Annotated in this window: 16 protein-coding genes; 11 read left to right on the top strand and 5 right to left on the bottom strand. The window is 64.7% G+C overall.

All coding sequences use genetic code 11. From position 1 onward, the window contains the following. Positions 1 to 94: 94 nt before the first annotated feature. The 9 genes from accC to XaFJ1_RS01200 all read left to right on the top strand — a co-directional run bounded on the left by accC (position 95) and on the right by XaFJ1_RS01200 (position 13,238). Positions 95 to 1,462 (top strand): acetyl-CoA carboxylase biotin carboxylase subunit, encoded by a 1,368-nt coding sequence (gene accC, locus XaFJ1_RS01245; RefSeq protein WP_012914871.1) that lies wholly within the window; start codon positions 95 to 97, stop codon positions 1,460 to 1,462. Between the two features lie 224 nt (positions 1,463 to 1,686). Then, a complete protein-coding gene (gene prmA / locus XaFJ1_RS01240) occupies positions 1,687 to 2,607 on the top strand; it encodes a 50S ribosomal protein L11 methyltransferase (protein WP_012914870.1) in 921 nt (306 codons plus the stop codon). 276 nt (positions 2,608 to 2,883) lie between these two features. Further along, on the top strand, positions 2,884 to 3,615 hold the full coding sequence (locus tag XaFJ1_RS01235; RefSeq protein ID WP_045756677.1) for a DUF3426 domain-containing protein: 732 nt from the start codon (positions 2,884 to 2,886) through the stop codon (positions 3,613 to 3,615). A gap of 112 nt (positions 3,616 to 3,727) precedes the next feature. Beyond that, positions 3,728 to 4,000: a DNA-binding transcriptional regulator Fis gene (fis, locus tag XaFJ1_RS01230; RefSeq protein ID WP_012914868.1), complete on the top strand. Its 273-nt coding sequence runs from the start codon at positions 3,728 to 3,730 to the stop codon at positions 3,998 to 4,000. Between the two features lie 349 nt (positions 4,001 to 4,349). Continuing rightward, positions 4,350 to 5,294, top strand: coding sequence for a hypothetical protein (locus XaFJ1_RS01225; protein ID WP_012914867.1), 945 nt, complete (start codon positions 4,350 to 4,352; stop codon positions 5,292 to 5,294). Between the two features lie 273 nt (positions 5,295 to 5,567). Beyond that, positions 5,568 to 7,154, top strand: coding sequence for a bifunctional phosphoribosylaminoimidazolecarboxamide formyltransferase/IMP cyclohydrolase (gene purH, locus XaFJ1_RS01220; protein ID WP_012914866.1), 1,587 nt, complete (start codon positions 5,568 to 5,570; stop codon positions 7,152 to 7,154). A 263-nt stretch (positions 7,155 to 7,417) separates the two neighbouring features. Further along, on the top strand, positions 7,418 to 8,707 hold the full coding sequence (gene purD, locus XaFJ1_RS01210; RefSeq protein ID WP_012914865.1) for a phosphoribosylamine--glycine ligase: 1,290 nt from the start codon (positions 7,418 to 7,420) through the stop codon (positions 8,705 to 8,707). 241 nt (positions 8,708 to 8,948) lie between these two features. Beyond that, positions 8,949 to 11,174, top strand: a complete 2,226-nt coding sequence (gene yccS, locus XaFJ1_RS01205) for a YccS family putative transporter (protein WP_012914864.1) — start codon at positions 8,949 to 8,951, stop codon at positions 11,172 to 11,174. Positions 11,175 to 11,315: 141 nt separating this feature from the next. Next, a complete protein-coding gene (locus XaFJ1_RS01200) occupies positions 11,316 to 13,238 on the top strand; it encodes an MFS transporter (RefSeq protein ID WP_012914863.1) in 1,923 nt (640 codons plus the stop codon). Between the two features lie 206 nt (positions 13,239 to 13,444). Here the strand turns inward: XaFJ1_RS01200 and XaFJ1_RS01195 are convergent, their stop codons facing one another. The 5 genes from XaFJ1_RS01195 to XaFJ1_RS01175 are packed head-to-tail and all read right to left on the bottom strand — an operon-like array spanning position 13,445 to position 16,989. After that, positions 13,445 to 14,341, bottom strand: a complete 897-nt coding sequence (locus tag XaFJ1_RS01195) for a membrane protein (protein WP_012914862.1) — start codon at positions 14,339 to 14,341, stop codon at positions 13,445 to 13,447. A 54-nt stretch (positions 14,342 to 14,395) separates the two neighbouring features. Further along, positions 14,396 to 15,322 (bottom strand): NAD(+) diphosphatase, encoded by a 927-nt coding sequence (gene nudC, locus XaFJ1_RS01190; protein WP_012914861.1) that lies wholly within the window; start codon positions 15,320 to 15,322, stop codon positions 14,396 to 14,398. A 48-nt stretch (positions 15,323 to 15,370) separates the two neighbouring features. Continuing rightward, positions 15,371 to 15,757 (bottom strand): iron-sulfur cluster insertion protein ErpA, encoded by a 387-nt coding sequence (gene erpA, locus XaFJ1_RS01185; RefSeq protein WP_012914860.1) that lies wholly within the window; start codon positions 15,755 to 15,757, stop codon positions 15,371 to 15,373. Between the two features lie 31 nt (positions 15,758 to 15,788). Next, positions 15,789 to 16,244 (bottom strand): bactofilin family protein, encoded by a 456-nt coding sequence (locus XaFJ1_RS01180; RefSeq protein WP_012914859.1) that lies wholly within the window; start codon positions 16,242 to 16,244, stop codon positions 15,789 to 15,791. A 4-nt stretch (positions 16,245 to 16,248) separates the two neighbouring features. Beyond that, the gene (locus XaFJ1_RS01175; protein WP_012914858.1) at positions 16,249 to 16,989 is read right to left on the bottom strand and encodes a DUF6776 family protein; all 741 of its coding nucleotides are present in this window, start codon (positions 16,987 to 16,989) and stop codon (positions 16,249 to 16,251) included. 155 nt (positions 16,990 to 17,144) lie between these two features. Between XaFJ1_RS01175 and XaFJ1_RS01170 the strand changes: the two genes are divergently transcribed. Further along, positions 17,145 to 17,309, top strand: a complete 165-nt coding sequence (locus XaFJ1_RS01170) for a hypothetical protein (protein WP_155393629.1) — start codon at positions 17,145 to 17,147, stop codon at positions 17,307 to 17,309. A 191-nt stretch (positions 17,310 to 17,500) separates the two neighbouring features. Continuing rightward, positions 17,501 to 19,420: an EAL domain-containing protein gene (locus XaFJ1_RS01165; protein WP_012914857.1), complete on the top strand. Its 1,920-nt coding sequence runs from the start codon at positions 17,501 to 17,503 to the stop codon at positions 19,418 to 19,420. Position 19,421: the final 1 nt, after the last annotated feature.

Raw genomic sequence — 19,421 nt, 5'->3', positions numbered from 1 at the left:
AAAAGCAAGCGCGCCCCGCGCCGATTTGCTTTTCCGCGCCCCGCGCCCCGGATCACGTGTCCAGAACCACATCCCGCGTTCGGAATCCTTTCCCATGCTAGATAAAGTCGTCATCGCCAATCGCGGCGAAATCGCCCTGCGCATCCTGCGCGCGTGCCATACGCTGGGCATCCGCACGGTCGCGGTGCATTCCACCGTGGACCGCAACCTCAAGCACGTCGCCATGGCCGACGAGTCGGTGTGCATCGGCCCGGCCGCGTCGGCGGAGAGCTACCTCAATATCCCGGCACTGATCGCCGCGGCCGAGGTCACCGACGCGCAAGCCATCCATCCTGGCTACGGCTTTTTGTCGGAGAACGCCGACTTCGCCGAGCGCGTGGAGCAGTCCGGCTTCATCTTCATCGGCCCCAAGGCCGACACCATCCGCCTGATGGGCGACAAGGTGGAAGCGATCCGCGCGATGAAGGCCGCCGGCGTGCCCTGCGTGCCCGGCTCGGGCGGTCCACTGGGCGAGGACATCGTCGCCAACACCAAGATCGCGCGCGAAATCGGCTATCCGGTCATCATCAAGGCCGCTGGCGGTGGTGGCGGTCGCGGCATGCGTGTGGTGCATTCGGAAGCGGCGTTGAAGGCGGCAATCGAGACCACCAAGTCCGAGGCCAAGGCCGCTTTCAGCAACGACCAGGTGTACATGGAGAAATTCCTGGAGAATCCGCGCCATGTGGAGATCCAGGTGCTGGCCGACGGCCAGGGCAATGCCATCCATCTGGGCGAGCGCGACTGCTCGATGCAGCGTCGCCATCAAAAAGTGGTCGAGGAAGCGCCGGCACCGGGCATCACCGAGGAACTGCGCAACGAAATCGGCAAGGTCTGCGTGGACGCCTGCATTCGCATCGGCTATCGCGGCGCCGGCACCTTCGAGTTCCTGTTCGAGAACGGGCGCTTCTACTTCATCGAAATGAACACCCGCATCCAGGTGGAGCATCCTGTCACCGAGCGCATCACCGGCATCGACCTGGTCTGCGAACAATTGCGTATTGCTGCCGGGCACAAGCTGAGCATCAAGCAAAAAGACATCGTGCTGCGCGGCCATGCGATCGAGTGCCGCATCAACGCCGAGGATCCGGAAACCTTCATGCCCAATCCAGGACTGATCACCGGCTTCCACCCGCCCGGCGGCCCCGGTGTGCGCGTGGACACCCACATCTACAGCGGCTACAAAGTGCCACCGAACTACGACTCGATGATCGGCAAGTTGATCGTGCATGGCCCCGACCGCGAGACCGCGATCGCACGCATGCGCGTGGCGCTGAGCGAGATGGTGGTGGACGGCATCAAGACCAACATTCCGCTACAGCAGCGGATCATGCGCGACAAGGGCTTCCAGGCCGGCGGACAGAACATCCACTACCTGGAAAAACGCCTGGCCGAGCGCAAGAACAAGTCGATTGCGTTGGTGTAACCAAGCCCCTGGCTCCGGATGGCGGCGCATGCGCTCCGGAGCCAAATCGCGATCCAGTGCCGTGACGAAAAAACGGCAACGTCTTGCCGCCATCGCAAGTCGCAACATGCCGTTGGTCCTGTACAACGCCGCCGCCATGACAGCAACACATGCGGCTTACACCTGGAAAACGCCAAGTCCCGAGTCCGCAACTCGCCCTCACTCACCTGATCGCCCGCCGACCGATGCCGTTCCTCGAACTGACCTTGCGTTGCACCGACGCCACCCAGCCCCGTTACGAAACTGCGTTGGAGGATGTCGGCGCGCTGGCCGTCACCTTGCTCGATGCCGATGCCGACACCAGCAACGAACGCGCGATCCTGGAACCGGGCGTGGGCGAGACACCGCTGTGGGGCACACTGGTACTCAGCGCGCTGTTCCCTGAGGAGCAGGATGCGTTGCTGCTACTGGCCGCGCTGGACGCGTTCGACCCCGGACTGGACTGGAGCCAAGCCACTTTCCGCAAGGTCGACGATCAGGACTGGGAGCGCGCCTGGCTGGATCAGTTCCAGCCGATGCGCTTCGGCGCGCGCACCTTCATCGTGCCGTGGAACCACGTGCTGCCGGAGGAGGCCAGCGGCGCCGACGCTGCCGTGGTGCGTCTAGACCCCGGCCTGGCATTCGGTTCCGGCACCCATCCGACCACCGCGCTGTGCCTGCGCTGGCTGGACGCACTGGCCAGCGAGGGCGCGCTGGCGCAGGCACGAGTGCTCGACTTCGGCTGCGGCTCGGGCATCCTGGCGCTGGCAGCGCTGAAACTGGGCGCAGCGGCAGCCGTCGGCGTGGACAACGACCCGCAAGCGCTGCTGGCAAGCCACGACAACGCCGAGCGCAACGCCATCGGCGCCCGGCTGGCGGTGTACTTGCCCGCCGACGAACCAACCGCGACCTATCCAGTGGTCGTCGCCAACATCCTCGCCTCGGCGCTGGACGTGCTGGCGCCGACCCTGGCAGCGCGCGTCGCGCCGGGCGGACGCATCGCGCTCTCCGGAATCCTGCACGGCCAGGAGCAGGATCTGTTGCAGCGTTATGCAGCATGGTTCGAACAATTGCGTACCGAGCAGGACAGCGACTGGATACGCATCGACGGCGTGCGCCGCACCTGAATCCACTGCCATTGCCTCCTAGATGGACGGTGTGCTCGACGATGACCACCTCGCCTCCCCACCACGCGCACTGCACAGGCAGCTCACAGCATAGCGATGGCATCAGGACGCGGATAGCGCAACGCGCCATCCGTCCTGCCGGCCGCCTTCTGCGCAAATGAACGTGAGCAACAAACTGTACGAACGGGCGCGCCAAGCGCGCAACGGAAGTGTCTCGCGCTGCACAGCCTCTCCGCACATGCTTGAATAGCGTACTCGCCGTCGCTACGTTTGCGCATGTCCGATCCCACACCACCACGTCCCAGCCTCGCGACCCTGTTACGTCAACCGGATCGGTCGGCCACACACACCGATGCTGCGGCCACGTCCGAGCCCGGCACCGTAGCGGATGTACCCGCGCATGGCGCATCAACGCTCCAGACCGAACCCGATACGGCCGACACCACACCGGACATGCTGGAGGCAATCACCGATGCGGCGACGCACACGCTAGAGACAGCTCCCAACGCCGCGCCGAGCTTCTTGAGACGCCCGGTGTTGCGCTCCAGACCCTGGCAATGGATCGCCCTAGTCGGGTTGAGCGCCCTCTTGGCGATGCAGACTCTGATCGCCGACCGCCAACAACTGAGTGCGGACGCGCACTGGCGGCCATGGGTCACCGGAATCTGCAAAGTGCTGCACTGCAGCGTGCCGGCGTGGCGCGAGCCGCGCGCATTCACCATGCTCAGCCGCGAGGTACGGCCGCTGCCTGGCAGCGACGGCATCCTGCTGGTACACGCCACGTTTCGCAACGATGCACGCTGGGCGCAAGCCTGGCCGCTGCTTCAGCTATCGCTGGCCGACGCCGATGGACGCACCATCGGCAGCCGCGTGTTGCGCCCGATGGACTACCTGGGCAGCACCCGTCCAGACAACGACACACTAGAGCCTGGACAAAGCGCACAAATCGCCTTCCAGGTCCGCGAACCAACGGCGGAAACAGCAGCATTCAGCTTCGATTTCTACTAAAACCGCACTGATACCGCCTGTCGCCATGACAGCGACGCGGGCCACGCGCTAGACTCATCTCTCCGCGCCACTCAGACTCCCGGCGCGGTCGTCTTACCGGGATCCATCGAACTTGAACGCCGCCACCACACGTCTTGACTCCAGTCGCGGCGCACCGAAGCCACCGCTACGCGAACACGTGGCGCAATCCGTGCGCCGCTACCTGCGCGACCTCGACGGTTGCGACGCCGACGACGTATACGAGATCGTGCTGCGCGAGATGGAGATTCCGTTGTTCGTGGAAGTGCTCAACTACTGCGAAGGCAACCAGAGCCGCGCTGCGGCGCTGCTGGGCATTCATCGCGCCACGCTGCGGAAGAAACTGAAGGAATACGGGCTGGCCTGAAGAATACGGCGCACGCAACATGCGCGCCGAAGGCACGCCCTCCTCGCCCGATGCGATGCCCGCCGTGGCGCCCAAACACCACACCAATTCCAGGGGCAATCGCTTTTTGCCACAGCGCTTTCAGGGAACGTCTTGGCAATTCACCAGGCCGATGCACTCTCGATCACAGGCATATCGATGGGGTGTAAAGTCGATTCGTAGAGTGATACTTTCGCGATTGCATGACGGCTTGGATCGGCGCAAGCCAGCCGCATCGCCTGACCGGTCACTATGACCGACGCACCATCCATCGATTGGACAACGCACGCTCAGCGCCTGCGCTGTGTACTTGACAATGAAATGCACACAAATGAACAAGACCATGTTGCTTTGCCTACTGGCTCTTGCACTTCCTGCATTCGCGAAACATGCCAAAACTGCAGATGACTACATCTATCTTTCCACCGGAGATTTCGCCAAGGCCAAGCCGCTTCTAGCGCGCAGCGACATCAAAGGCGCTCAGGTTATTTATCCCTGGCGCATGCTGGAAAAGTCGAAGGGCGTCTACGATTTTACGGCGATCGAACATGACCTGGCCTATCTGCAATCGGTGCACAAACCGCTCTTCGTGCAATTGCAGGACCGCTTTTTCTCGGCCGACGCGCGCCGCATCCCCGAGTATCTGTTGAAAGATCCCATCTACGGCGGAGGTCTGGCGAAACAAGGCGATAGCACCAGCGGCGAAGGCTGGGTGTCCATGCAATGGAATTCCCATGTGCGTGAACGCTATCAGGCGCTGCTCAAGGCACTGGCCGAACGCTTCGACGGCCGCATCCGTGGCATCAACTTGCCCGAATCGGCGATTGATCTGGACAAGCCCAAAGACTCCGCTGGAGGTTTCAGCTGCGACGGCTACTTTCAAGCCACCCTGGAAAACGCTGCATATGCGCGGGCGGTTTTCAAGCACAGCGCTGTCGTCCAATACATCAACTTCTGGCCCTGCGAATGGAACAACGACCATCGCTACATGCAGCGCGCCTTCGATTTCGCTGTAGCACATCACATCGGCATCGGCGGACCAGACGTGCTGCCCAACAAGAATGCCCAGATGCATAACGCCTATCCGTTCTTCCACGCATACAAGGGACGGCTGGATTTGGTCGCGATGGCCGTTCAGGAACCCGATCTCGACTATCGCGATCCGCGTACCGGTCAAGTCGTGGGCAAGGTTGAGCAGTCCACTTTCGCGACGGACTACCTCGGAGCGCACATCATCTTTTGGTCGCTGTCCTCACCATGGCTTCAATCCCATTGATCCGTGTCAGCGCCGGACTCGACATCAACGACCCGTCGCTGACTTCAGCCGCGGATGGAGGGGGTTTCATGGCCGTGAGAGACTTGATGAATCCTGAGCAATGCAGACCCGATGGCGGTGACACCGAGGCAGGATCCACTGCGCCGAGCGCAACCGGTCCTGGCAGCGACCAATGATCGCGTAGATCCACGCCATCGCGCGGCGCCAAGGTCCATGCCGGCGACGGCGCAGCCTACAATATCGCTCCCTCGCTTCGATGTGTGCCTTGCCCTCATGTCTTCCGATTTCCTGCCCGTGCGCCGGGCGCTGCTGTCCGTTTCCGACAAGACCGGCCTGATCGACCTGGCCCGTGCACTGGCCGCGCGCAAGGTGGAACTGCTGTCCACCGGCGGCACCGCCAAGGCGCTGCGCGAGGCCGGGCTGACAGTGCAGGACGTCTCCGAACTGACCGGCTTCCCGGAAATGATGGACGGACGGGTCAAGACCCTGCACCCACGGGTACACGGCGGCCTGCTGGGCCGCGCCGGCACCGACGATGCGGTGATGGCCGAACATGGCATCGCGCCGATCGACCTGCTGGTGCTGAATCTGTATCCATTCGAGCAAGTCACCGCCGATGCGGCCTGCACCCTCGACGTAGCGGTGGAAAACATCGACATCGGCGGCCCGGCAATGCTGCGCTCGGCGGCAAAGAATTTCGCCCGCGTGGCGGTGGCCACCGATCCGGCGCAATACGCCGACCTGCTGGCCGAGCTGGATGCCAACGCCGGCGCGCTGTCGGCGGCCAAGCGCTTCGCCCTGGCGGTAGCCGCGTTCAACCGCGTGGCCCAGTACGACGCGGCGATCAGCAATTATCTGTCGGCGGTGGTCGAACACACCGAGGCCGGCGTGTGCCGCAGCGCGTTTCCCGCGCAGAGCAACAGCAGCTTCGTCAAGGTAATGGACCTGCGCTACGGGGAGAACCCGCACCAGCAAGCCGCGTTCTATCGCGACCTGTCCCCGGCCCCTGGCTCGCTGGCGACGTTCGAGCAACTGCAAGGCAAGGAGCTGAGCTACAACAACATCGCCGACAGCGACGCGGCCTGGGAGTGCGTGCGCCAGTTCGACGCGCCGGCCTGCGTTATCGTCAAGCACGCCAACCCCTGCGGCGTGGCGGTGGGCACGGGCTGCGGCGACACCTACGAACTGGCCTATGCGACCGATCCGACCAGCGCCTTCGGCGGCATCCTTGCCTTCAATCGCACGCTGGATGCGGCCACCGCCAAGCTCATCCTGGATCGCCAATTCGTCGAGGTGCTGATCGCCCCGGACTACGAAGACGCCGCGCTGCAATACGCCAAGAAGAAGGCCAACGTGCGCGTGCTGCGCATCCCGCTGGCACCGGCCTGCCATGGCTTCATCGACACCAAGCGCATCGGCTCGGGCCTGCTGATGCAGACCGCCGACGACCACGTGGTGACCCGCGACGCGCTCAAGGTGGTCACCCGACTGGCGCCGAGCGAGGCGCAGTTCGCCGACCTGCTGTTCGCGTGGCAGGTCGCCAAGTACGTCAAGTCCAACGCCATCGTCTACGCCAGGGATCACCGCACCATCGGCGTGGGCGCCGGGCAGATGAGTCGGGTGTACTCGGCGCGCATCGCCAGCATCAAGGCCACCGACGCAGGCCTGACCGTGGAAGGCGCGGTGATGGCCTCCGACGCGTTCTTCCCGTTTCGCGATGGCATCGACGCCGCCGCCGCGGCCGGCATCAAGGCGGTGATCCAGCCTGGCGGTTCGATGCGCGACGCCGAGGTCATCGCCGCGGCCGACGAACACGGCATCGCCATGGTGTTCACCGGCGTGCGGCATTTCCGGCATTGAGTCGTGCTGATCCTGACACGGTCGCTGCGGCGGAATTTCGCAACGTCCGCCCGTTGATCGCGCATGGAAGCTGTTTCGTTTGTCCGGTCAGAGCCATTGCAGGAACTGACCATGACAACAAATCGCACGCTGCGTTGTACTGACCATCGTGGCAACCGCACTGAAACGACCGAGCAGATCCACAGACGCAAAATCTGGCTCGGTTTTATCAAATGGCGGCTCTGTTTGGCCTTCCTCCTGATTCGTATGGATAACTCGACCCCATGAAACTCCTCGTAATCGGTGCCGGCGGCCGCGAACATGCCTTGGCCTGGAAACTGGCCCAATCCTCCCGTGTCAGCGAGGTGCTGGTGGCACCCGGTAACGCCGGCACCGCCAGCGAAGCCAAATGCCGCAACGTGGCGGTCAAGGTCACCGACCTCGACGGGCTGCTGACGCTGGCGCAGACCGAAGGCGTGGCGCTGACCGTGGTCGGCCCGGAAGTACCGCTGGTGCTGGGCGTGGTGGACCGCTTCCGCGCCGCCGGCCTGCGCATCTTCGGCCCCACCGCCGCGGCCGCACAGTTGGAAGGTAGCAAAGCCTACGCCAAGGATTTCCTCCACCGCCACGGCATTCCGACCGCGTTCTACGCCGTGCACACCGAAGTGGATGCCGCGCTAGCCTACGTGTACGAGAAAGGTGCGCCGATCGTCATCAAGGCCGATGGCCTGGCCGCCGGCAAGGGCGTGATCGTGGCCATGACCCTGGCCGAAGCCGAGGCCGCCGTGCGCGACATGCTCTCCGGCAACGCCTTCGGCGAGGCCGGCGCGCGCGTGGTGATCGAGGAATTCCTCGACGGCGAGGAGGCCAGCTTCATCTCCATGGTCGACGGCGTCAGCGCGCTGCCGATGGCCACCAGCCAGGACCACAAGCGCGTCGGCGACGGCGACACCGGCCCCAACACCGGCGGCATGGGCGCCTACTCGCCAGCCCCGGTGGTCACCGCCGAAGTGCATGCGCGGGTGATGCGCGAGGTGGTGGAACCGACCGTGCGCGGCATGCAGGCCGACGGCGTGCCATTCACCGGCTTCCTCTACGCAGGGCTGATGATCGACACCAGTGGCGCGCCGAAGGTGATCGAATTCAACGTGCGCTTCGGCGACCCGGAAACGCAACCGGTGATGCTGCGCCTGCAATCGGACCTGGTCGATCTGGTCGAGGCAGCGCTGGATGGGCGTCTGCATGCGACCCAAGCGCAGTGGGACCCGCGCCCATCGCTGGGGGTGGTGCTGGCCGCGGCACCGTATCCGGACACGCCCGTCACCGGCGAGCCGATCACCGGCCTGGAGGCGGTGCCCGCCGATGCCAAAGTGTTCCATGCTGGCACCGCGCTGGATGCGCAGGGGCGCGTGGTCAGCGCCGGCGGCCGCGTGCTGTGCGTCGCCGCGCTGGGCGATAGCGTGGCCGATGCGCAGCGCCGCGCCTATGCCGGCGTGGCCCGGATCCACTGGGCCAGCGCTTTCCACCGCCACGACATCGGCTGGCGCGCCATCGCGCGCGAACGCGGCGCCTAGCGGCCGTGTAGGCAGCTCAGAAATTTGACCGCGAACTCATGCCCGTCTTCCCGCTGTTCACTGCCGTGTAGGCAGCTCAGAAAAATGCGCTGGAGCAGCGGCTGAGAGCAATCGAGTTCACTGCCGTGTAGGCAGCTCAAAAAATCAGGCGCTGGATCGCCACGCCAATGCCTCCCATTCACTGCCGCACCCGGTGACGGTGATCGCGTCGCGCCAACCACGGGTGCGCTATCTTGTTGCGGTGCACACAGCCTCGCTCGAATCCCACCTCAGCCGCCTCTGGGCACATGAAAAGGCCAGCTACGGCCTGCGCGTGTTCATCGCGCTGGCCGCGGCGATGGGTCTGTGCTGGCATCGCCAGCAGTTGGATGCGCTGCCGGCGATTTTCCTCGGCACCATCGCCAGCGCCATCGCCGAAACCGACGACAACTGGCTGGGGCGGATCAAGTCGGTGCTGCTGTCGCTACTGTGCTTCGCCGCGGCCGCCGCCGGCGTGGTGGTGCTATTCCCGTATCCGCTGGCGTTCGCTGCCGGTCTGGCGCTGTCCACCTTCGCCCTGACCCTACTCGGCGCGCTCGGCGAGCGCTATGCGTCCATCGCCCAGGGCACGGTGGCGCTGGCGATTTACGCGATGATCGGCATCGAGCATGGCAACCCGAGCGGCCATCTCGGTGCCAGCGCCTGGCATGGCGTGGCGCTGTTGCTGCTCGGCGCCAGCTGGTACAGCGTGCTGTCAGTGCTATGGACGGTGCTGTTCGCCAACCGCCCGGTGCGCGAACGGCTATCGCGGCTGTTCGTCGAACTCGGCCGCTACCTGGAGCTCAAAGCCGCGCTGTTCGAGCCGATCCGGCAAAGCGACCTGCATGCGCGGCGGCTCGCACTGGCCGAACAGAACGCGCAAGTGGTGGCGGCGTTGAACGCAGCCAAGACCGCGATCATGAGCCGCTTCGGCCGTTCCGGCCGGCCCGGCGTGCAGTCCGGCCTGTACTTCCGCCTGTACTACATGGCGCAGGACTTCCACGAGCGCGCCAGCTCCTCGCACTATCCATACGAGGCGCTGACCGACGCCTTCTTCCACAGCGACGTACTGTACCGCTGCCAGCGCCTGCTGGCGTTGCAGGGCAAGGCCTGTGCGGCGCTGGGCGAGGCGATCCGACTAAGCAAGCCGTTCGACTACGGCGAACAGACCCAGCAGGCCACCACCGATCTGCGCCAATCGCTGGATTTTCTGCATGCCCACGCCGATCCACAGCAGGCGCGCCTGCTCGGCTCGCTGGAGTTACTGGTGACCAATCTGCAAAGCATCGAGCGGCGCCTAGCCGAGGCCGCGCGATTGGACGCCAACAGCGACACCCTGGATACTCGCCTGCGCGACGCTTCGCCGCATACCCTGCGCGAGATGTTGGTACGCATCGGCCAACAACTCACCCCCGGCTCGGTGCTATTCCGACACGGGTTGCGCATGGCAATCGCGCTGACAATCGGCTACGCGATCATCCAGGCCATGCATACCCGCAATGGCTACTGGGTGCTGCTGACCACCGCTTTCGTCTGCCGGCCCAACTACGGCGCCACCCGACTGCGCCTGGCCGAGCGCATCGCTGGCACACTGATCGGGCTGGGCGCGGCCTGGGCGCTGATGCAACTTTTTCCCAGCACCGAAGTACAGTTGCTGTTCGCCCTGGTGGCCACGCTACTGTTCTTCGTCACCCGCACCGACCGCTACATGCTCGCCACCGCGGCGATCACGGTGATGGCGCTGTTCTGCTTCAACCTGATCGGCGACGGCTTCGTGCTGATCTGGCCGCGCCTGCTCGATACGCTGATCGGCTGCGCAATCGCCGCCGCCGCCGCGTTCCTGATCCTGCCGGACTGGCAGGGCCGCCGCCTCAATCAGGTGATGGCGACGGTGCTGACCAGTTGCGCACGCTACCTGGCGCAGGTGCTGGAGCAATATCGCAGCGGCATGCGCGACGACCTGCCGTACCGCATCGCCCGGCGCGACATGCACAACGCCGACGCGGCCCTGTCGGTGGCGTTATCCAACATGCTGCGCGAACCAGGCCGCTACCGCCGTAACCTGGACGCGGGTTTCCGCTTCCTGGCACTGTCCAACACCCTGCTCGGTTATCTGTCGGCGCTGGGCGCGCACCGCGCCGCACTGGCAGGCGAAGCCGATCCGGACATCGACCGTGCCGGCGCCTACCTACAGGAGACACTGGGTGGGTTGGCCGACGCGCTGAGTCAGCGACGTGACCTGCCCATGGCCGACACCACGGCCGAGATCGCGCTGGCCGATGCGCTGGAACGCGAGGATGGCATCGACGACAGCAAGCGCCGACTGGTGCGCAACCAACTCGCACTGACCCTGCGCTTATTGCCCAAACTACGCGAAGCGGCGCGGGCGGTTACTGATATGGCGACGTCGGCATCAGCATCCGCGCTTACCGTGCCAAACGCAGGCTGACATGCGTTGCCAGCTCGATCAACCTCGCCAGGGGATTGCTTCGCCGCACGCGACAAGCTCGTCCTGCACGAACTGATGCTCCCCAGCAACCTTGATCCGCATCGAAGCTGCTAGGCTGCCCGCGTCCGCAAAGGAGTCTGCATGTCTGCTCACAACCAGTTCGCCCTGCTGCGGCAACGCCGCTTTCTGCCGTTCTTCGTGGTCCAGGCGCTCGGCGCGTTCAACGACAACGTGTACCGACAAGCGATCATCGGCCTGCTGTTTTATCTCGGTGTCACCCCGCAACAGCGCACGCTGTACACCAACTTGGCGCCCGCGCTGTTCATCCTGCCGTTCTTCCTGTTTTCCTCGCTCGCCGGGCAGATCGCCGAGAGGCTTGAGAAATCGCGTCTGGTCGTCATCACCACCACGATGGAGATCGCGATCATGTCGCTGGCGGCGGTCGGCTTCCTGACCGAGCACATGACGCTGCTGCTGCTGGCGCTATTCTGCAGCGGCCTGCAAGCCACGCTGTTCGGTCCGGTGAAGTATTCGATCCTGCCATCGGTGCTCAAACCGGAGGAACTGACCGGCGGCAACGGCCTGGTCGAGATGGGCACGTCGCTGGCGATTCTGTGCGGCATGATCGTGGGCGGGTTGATCTTCCAGATCGCCGGCAACCACGGTCCAGTCGCCGCCGCCACCGCGGTGATCGCACTGGCGCTCACCGGTAACTTGGTCGCACGCCGCATGCCCAAGGTCGATGCCGGCGCACCGCAACTGAAAATCCATTGGAACCCACTGCCGCAGTCGCTGGCGATCATGCGCCTGACCCGTAGACAACTGGCGGTGCGCAACGCCGTGCTGGGCGTGTCGTGGTTCTGGTTCCTCGGCACCGTGCTCACCGCGCAGTTGCCAACCTATGCCGAGGTCAACCTCGGTGGCACGCAGGAACTTTACATCTTCGCGCTGGCGCTGTTCTCGATCGGCACCTGCACCGGCGCACTGCTGTGCGAAAAACTGTCCGGACACACCGTGGAAATCGGCCTGGTGCCGCTGGGCGCGTTTGGTATCAGTGGCTTCATGCTCGACTTGTACTTCGCCCGGCCTGGCGCAGCGTTGCACACCGGCCTGGAGATCGGCGGGTTCGTCCACCAATCTGGAAGCTGGCGGCTCATGCTCGATCTGATCGGCATCGGTCTGTGCAGTGGCCTGTTCGTGGTGCCGCTGTTTGCGCTGATCCAGAGCCGCACGCCGAAGGCGGAAATATCGCGGGTCATCGCCGGACTCAATATCCAGAACGCGCTGTTCATTGTCCTCGCCGCAACGATCGGCATCGCATTACAGTTGCCGCACCTGAGCTTGTTCGGCCTGCGCGTCCCGATGCCTGAGCTGAACATCCCGCAGGTCTTCCTGGCGCTGGCCATCGCCAATGCGCTGGTCGCGCTGTGGATCTTCAGCATCGTCCCAGAATTCCTGATGCGCTTCCTCAGCTGGGTGATGGTGCAGGCGCTGTACCGGCTGCGCGTGCACGGTATCGAGCGACACGTACCCGACGAGGGCGCGGCGCTGATCGTATGCAACCACGTCAGCTACATGGACGCGCTGGTGCTGGCCGCCTCACTCCCACGACCGGTGCGCTTCGTCATGTACTACCGCATCTTCAATCTGCCCGTGATGCGTTGGATTTTTCGCACCGCCAAGGCGATTCCGATCGCTGGCGCGCGCGAGGATCCGATGCTGCTGGAGCGTGCTTTCGACGCTATCGATGCGGCACTGGCCGAGGGCGAGCTGGTGTGCATCTTCCCCGAGGGCACGCTGACCAAGGACGGGCAAATCGGCGCGTTCAAGTCCGGGGTGGAGAAAATCCTCGCCCGCCGCGCGGTGCCGGTCGTGCCGATGGCCCTGCGCAACATGTGGAGCAGCATGTGGAGCAGGCGCGATTCGCGGCTGGGGCGCATGCGTGTACCGCGACGCTTCCGCGCTCCGATCGAGGTGATCGCCGACACACCGATTGCCGGCACCCAGGCCAGCGCCGAGGTGCTGGAAGCACAGGTGCGACGACTGCGCGGCGAAGCCGCATAAACGCCGTCAAACCAGAATAGATGGCTTCGGGTCGATGCGTACAGGCAAGCACGCTGGATGCAACTCCGCTCTGTCCGCATAAGCACCATGGCGTCCATGCATCAAGGATCGAGAACAGTGAGCCGAGCACGGCCGCCGCCCGTGCATAACAGGCCTGGACTTTTAATTTTGCTCGCGCCCCATGCATGCAACCGGGGCGCATCGGCTCAGCCGACCCAGCCGGCGATCACCAACATTGCCAGCAGCAGCAACCACAACAGCAAGACCCGCCACATCTGGCTCATCGCATCGCGCAATTCGGGCAGCGGTCGCAACGCAGGTACCAGCATGCCCGCGTCGCTGTAGTCGTGCGCCTCGGCATCGAGTTCGCCTCGCACGCTGGCGCAAGCCACTGGCCCGATGAAACTGCTGTCCAGACGCCAACGGCCACCACCGAGCGCACGCCAGACGCCGAACACCGCCTCGAAATTGCCGACCAACGCCAACGAAAATGTCATCAGATGGGCCACCGGCCATTCCAGCGCCCCCAGCAGCAGGCGCGCACCGGCAGCGGTGGCAGGCGGTAGCCGCGCCGCATACGGGCCGGCCACCGACAGCGCGAGCAGACGGTAACCCAGCGCACCGAATGGCCCGAGCAGCAAAAACCAAAACAGCACCGCGAACCAACGCCGCAGCGCCGCGACCGCCACCGTCTGCACCAGGCCCGCCGGGTCCTCGCGCAGCGGCCCACCATCGGCCCGCAATTGCGCCACCGCCAAGCGTCGCGTCGCTGCGTCGTCGGCCTCGATCACCGCTTCCACATCGCGGTCCAGGTCACGCGGCCCCCAACTGAAGACCAACACTGCGATCCCGAACAACAAAGCGAACAAGCCAAGATACGGCACCGCCAACAGCCACTGCACCAAGCCCACCAGCAGCAAAACCGGCAGCAACGCCAGCAGCATGCCATCGCGGCCGCGCCACACACTGCCATCGCCGGCATGCGCGTCTAACCATGACAGCCAGTCGCCGAAGGCGTCGAAGCGACGCAAGGACGCCACCATGCCAGGCGCGACATGGCTCAGCACCAGCGTAACGATCACAGCGACGAGGGTCGTAAACATGCAGGTCCTCCGGGACCGTTCTGAAACGGATGCGCTTGACCGGCAGAGCCGCGGCTAGCCGCGCCGGTGCCAGTCCTCGATCAACGCACGCGCAATGGAGATGCGCGGCGGCAGGCGGAGTCCATGGCCATCGTCGGCGCTGTCGCCCTGTGCCGTTGCACGCTCCAGGGCAGCGCCGATGTCCTCGCGGTCGAACCAGCGCGCGTCTTCCAGTTCACCATCCACCTGCGGCACATCCGGCATCGCCAGCGCGGTGAAACCGAGCATCAGCGCGCCAGGAAAGGGCCATGGCTGCGCGGCATAATAACGGCAACTGCCCGGCTGCACCCGCACCCGGGTTTCCTCGGCCACTTCGCGGACCACGGTCTGTTCCAGCGACTCGCCTGGTTCGACGAAACCGGCGATCAGCGAGTAGCGTCGCGCCGGCCAACTGGCCTGGCGCCCGAGCAGCAGGCGCTGGCCATCGCTGACCGCGACGATCACCGCCGGGTCCACGCGTGGGTAATGTTCGATGCCGCACTGGGTGCACTGGCCGAGAAAACCACCGCGCAGAAACTTGATCACGCCACCGCACACGCCGCAGAAGCGGGTCCGCGATTGCCAATGAAGCATGGCGCGGGCATAGGCGAACACGCCAGCGACAGCCACTGGCCACTCGGCAGCGGCACGGCGCAAGTCCAGGCGCTGCGCCGGTGCGAGATCGTGCGGCAGCACATCGGCGATCAGCGCGAACCACGCCTGCCCATCGTCCAGGCCGAGAAACACCGCACGCTCCAGCGCATCGCCCAACATCGCGCTGGCATAGACGCACAGACACCCTTGGACGTCGGCATATGCATGGCCATCGGCATCCAAGACCAACACCCGCGCCTGTTCCCAGGCACGACGCAGCGCGGCCGGATCGTTGCGTAGAGCATCGGCACGGTCGAGCGTGCTTGTGGCGAAAGCGAAAGAAACGGGCATCGGCATCGGTTCGGGCATGCGCCGCAGGGTGCAGGCAAACCGGGCGTACCGCAAGCCGCAGCGTGTCTATACGCTGAAACTGCTACCGCACCCGCAGGTGGTCTTGGCGTTGGGATTGCGGATCACGAACTGCGCACCGTGTAAACCTTCGCTGTAGTCAACTTCGGCACCCATCAGGTACTGCAGGCTGAGTGGATCGACCAGCAGGGTGACCGCGTCGGTCTGCACCGCCAGATCGTCCTCGGCACGGTTTTCGTCGAACTCGAAGCCGTACTGGAAGCCGGAGCAGCCCCCCCCCTGGATGTACACGCGCAACGCCAGCGCGTCGTTGCCTTCCTCGCGGATCAACTCGCGGACCTTGGCCGCGGCGGCCGAGGTGAAGTTCAGCGGCCGCTCCAGCGACTGGTAGTCGGGCGTCGGCGCAGCGCCGGGAAGGGAGACGAGGGTACTCATGCAAGCAGCATGGGGACGGACGGGCGCCGAATCAAGCCTGGTCCACCGTCAGCGCAGGCGGCGGCGACTCGCGGTCGCCCAAGGCGATGGCGTTGGGCACCTGCGGCGGCGCCAGCGCGGCGATGCTGCCGGCATGGATCAAACGCCCGGTGAGTTGCGCGCCGGCGTTCATCTCCACCACTTGGTAATGCACATTCCCCTGCACCCGCGCCTTCGGCGCCAGTTCCACCCGCTCGGTGGCGTGTACGTCGCCGATCAGTTGGCCATTGATGACCACCACCGGGGCACGCACCTCGCCTTCGATGGTGCCGTGTTCGGACAGGGTCAGCATCGCCGGCACGCCCTCCTCGGCCATCACCTTGCCGAGAATGCGCCCTTCCACGTAGAGCCCACCGCTGAATACCAAGTCGCCACGGATCACCACCTGGGCGCCGATCAGGGTGTCCACCACGGTCTGACCGCTGCGGCCGCTCTTGTTTCCGAACATCGCTCTACTCCCCTTTGCCGTTGCTGTTGCCGGCCAATGCCCAATCGAAGGTCTGGTTGACCGGTGCCCCACCACCGCTCAACCAGACGCGCACCCGCTGCGGGGTGAATCCCTTGGGCAGTATTACGCTGCCATCCAACTGTTGGAAATATCGGAACGAATAGTCCTGTCCCGGCATGCCTGTCTTCTGATGCAATTCGTCCCAGCCCACGCTGGCGAGCTTGCCACCGCGCACCCCTTCCACGGTCAGGCGCATCTGTCCCTGGCTGATCGCGCCACGGTTGAGATTTTGGGTCAGCACCACGTTGTAGCGCCAGGTGCCGCCAACCTCGGCCGAGAACTCCACCGAGTGCACGCTCAAGCCCTTGCGCTGACTGGTGGCACCGACCAAACGCTCGTAGAACGCGACATCCGCGCGCAAGCTGGCGATCTCCTCCTCGCGCTCGGCAAGCGAACTCTGCACTTCATTGTTGGCGGCGCGGCTGATCTGGTCGGAACGGGCCAGGGTGGCCTGATGCTGATGCAGCGCCTGGATCTGCTGCTGTTGTGCCAGCAGTTTGTGTTCGGCTTCACGCAATTGCGCGCTGACCGCGCCCAGCCGCGGCGCTGCCTGACGGCTGGCGAACCACCAGGTCAGACCCATCGACAGCAGCCATAGCACAGCGAACAACAGCCAGACTGCACGGCCACGACGTAGCGCGACGCCATTGGGCACGATCTGGAAACGGGGAACGGGTCGGTTCATGCATGCAACGGCGCCACCGGAGCGGCGCCGACGTCGATTCTGGGTAGTCGGCCTGCTTGGTTTTTCAAATTGTAATCCAGACCCATGATCGACGGCGGATTGCCGCCGGTATCGCCCACGCCAGCTGACCATCGCCACGGGCGTGGCCGCTAGAATTGACCGAACCGCCGAGTCTGCAGACACGCCAGTCCTGGTCCGGGCTCGGCAGCACCAGCGCACTGGCGTTGGCCGAGTTCCTCGCCGACAATCCAGCGGCCCTACTTGGATTCGGCCTGGGACCGCGCCCCATGACCCTGATACCCGCGTCGGGATCCTCCTGAGCGCCACCCTCTATCGCCGCTACTGGCCGCAAGCATGTCAGGCACACTGCGGACGTGGCGCTTGCTATAACGTCACATGCACCGCTTCATCAGGCGCCAGCAGGCAACGTCATCGCTGAGCCAGCTGAGACCGTTTCCCTGCCATTGCTCACTTCAACGCATAATGGGGCGCGCACCAGGAACAAGACGCGATGGCGACCAGAGACACCACTCCATTTCCAGATCACGAGCAACCGCGCACGCACGATGTCCGTGCCGAGACCCCGCCGCCCCACTATTGGCAGCGCTGGGCCGCCGATACCGTGGCCGAACCGCCCACGGCGGACCTAGCGCCTGGACCGCTCGCCAGCGACGGCACTGCCGACAGCCTGAGCGGAACGGCAGCCAGCACGCCCGAAGCCGACGCCGTCGGGGCTGATGCCGCACATGACACCTCGCCACAGCGACAAGACAACGCCTACCGCATCCTGATCGTCGAGGACGACCGCTCGCAGGCTCTATTTGCGCAGAGCGTCCTCCACGGTGCAGGCATGGACGCAAAGGTGCAGTTGCAGGCAGAAGAGGTGCAGCAGACGATCGCCGAGTACCAACCAGATCTGATCCTGATGGACCTGCACATGCCCGGACTCGACGGCATGCGTCTGACCACGCTGATCCGTCAACAACCGCAACATCAGCTACTGCCGATTGTGTTCTTGTCCGGCGATGCAAATCCGGAATTACCGTATGAAGTACTCGACAGTGGGGCCGACGATTTCCTAACCAAACCGATCCGGCCGCGACATCTGATCGCCGCCGTGTCCAACCGTATCCGCCGCGCGCGTCAGCAAGCCCAGCAAACCCAACAGAGTCAGCAGGGCAGCGCCGAACAGATACCGTTGAACAATCCCGAGACCGGCTTGCCGACCAGCGCGTACCTGCTGCATTTGCTTGAAACAGCGTTACACGCACGCCGCCCCGGCAGCCTGTTTTTCATCGAGATCGCCAGCGCGCTTGGCTTGCGCGAGCGCTACGGCTACGCCGCGTTCGAACGTCTGGTCACCCAAGCCGGACAACGCCTGGCCGGGGCCAACGCACCGCTGCCACTGGCGCGGCTTAACGACAACAGCTTCCTGCTGCTGACCGAGGACAGCGACGCCGACGCACAACTGCAGCGCGCACAGGCGCTGCGCGACACCCTGACAGGCCACGGCTTCCCGTTGCGCGATGACGAAACGTTGCATCTGCGCTGCGCGGTCGGATATGCCGATCTGATGCAGGGCTTCGAGGACGCCGGCGCCACACTCGAAGCGGTGGAGCGCACTGCACTGCAGGCACGCCTGCATCCGCAAAGCGTGGTCGCATACGTCCCCCCCCGCACGGAAGAGGACCTGGCCCGCATCGCGATGCTGGAAGGCCAGCTAGAACCCGCCTACCAGCCGATCGTCGCCGTCGCCGGCGGCGACATCGCGCAATACCAGGTGCTGCTGCGCGTGCGCCAACGCGACGGCACCCTGATCTCCGCCGGCAAACTATTGCCGGCGGCCGAAGCCGGTGGACTCATCGCCGATCTCGACCAGCAGGTGTTGGACCACGCACTTGGCCTACTGCAGCTTTACCAGAACGCCACGCCGCCGCTGCGCCTATTCGTCTCGCAGTCGAGCCGCACCCTGGCCCGCAGCGCCTTCACCGACTGGCTGATCGACGCCATCGCGCAACGTGGCGTCACCGGCACCTCGCTGGTGATCGACCTGCGTCTGGACGATGCACTGATTCACACTGCGACACTGCAGCAGTTCTGCGCACGCCTGATGCCGCTGGGCGTGCAGTTCTGTATCAGCCAGTTCGAACCCGGCGCCGAAGCCGAAGCACTGATCGCACAGTTGCCACTGGGGTATCTGCGACTATCCGCGCGCTTCGCCAATGCTCACGGCAACCCTCAATTGCGCGACCAACTACGCACCGCGATCGACTTGGCGCACCGCGCCGGTCTGCTCATCATCGGCCAACAAATCGAGCAGGCACAGGCGGCCGCGGCCATGTGGATGGGCGGGGTCGACTTCATCCAGGGCAATCTGGTGCAATCGGCAGGCGACCAATTGAACTTCGACTTCCAAAACGCGGTGCTGTAGC

Origin of the sequence: Xanthomonas albilineans, from assembly GCF_009931595.1 — a bacterium.
Taxonomy (GTDB): Bacteria; Pseudomonadota; Gammaproteobacteria; order Xanthomonadales; family Xanthomonadaceae; genus Xanthomonas_A; species Xanthomonas_A albilineans.
This window is presented reverse-complemented; position numbering and strand designations above follow the sequence as displayed.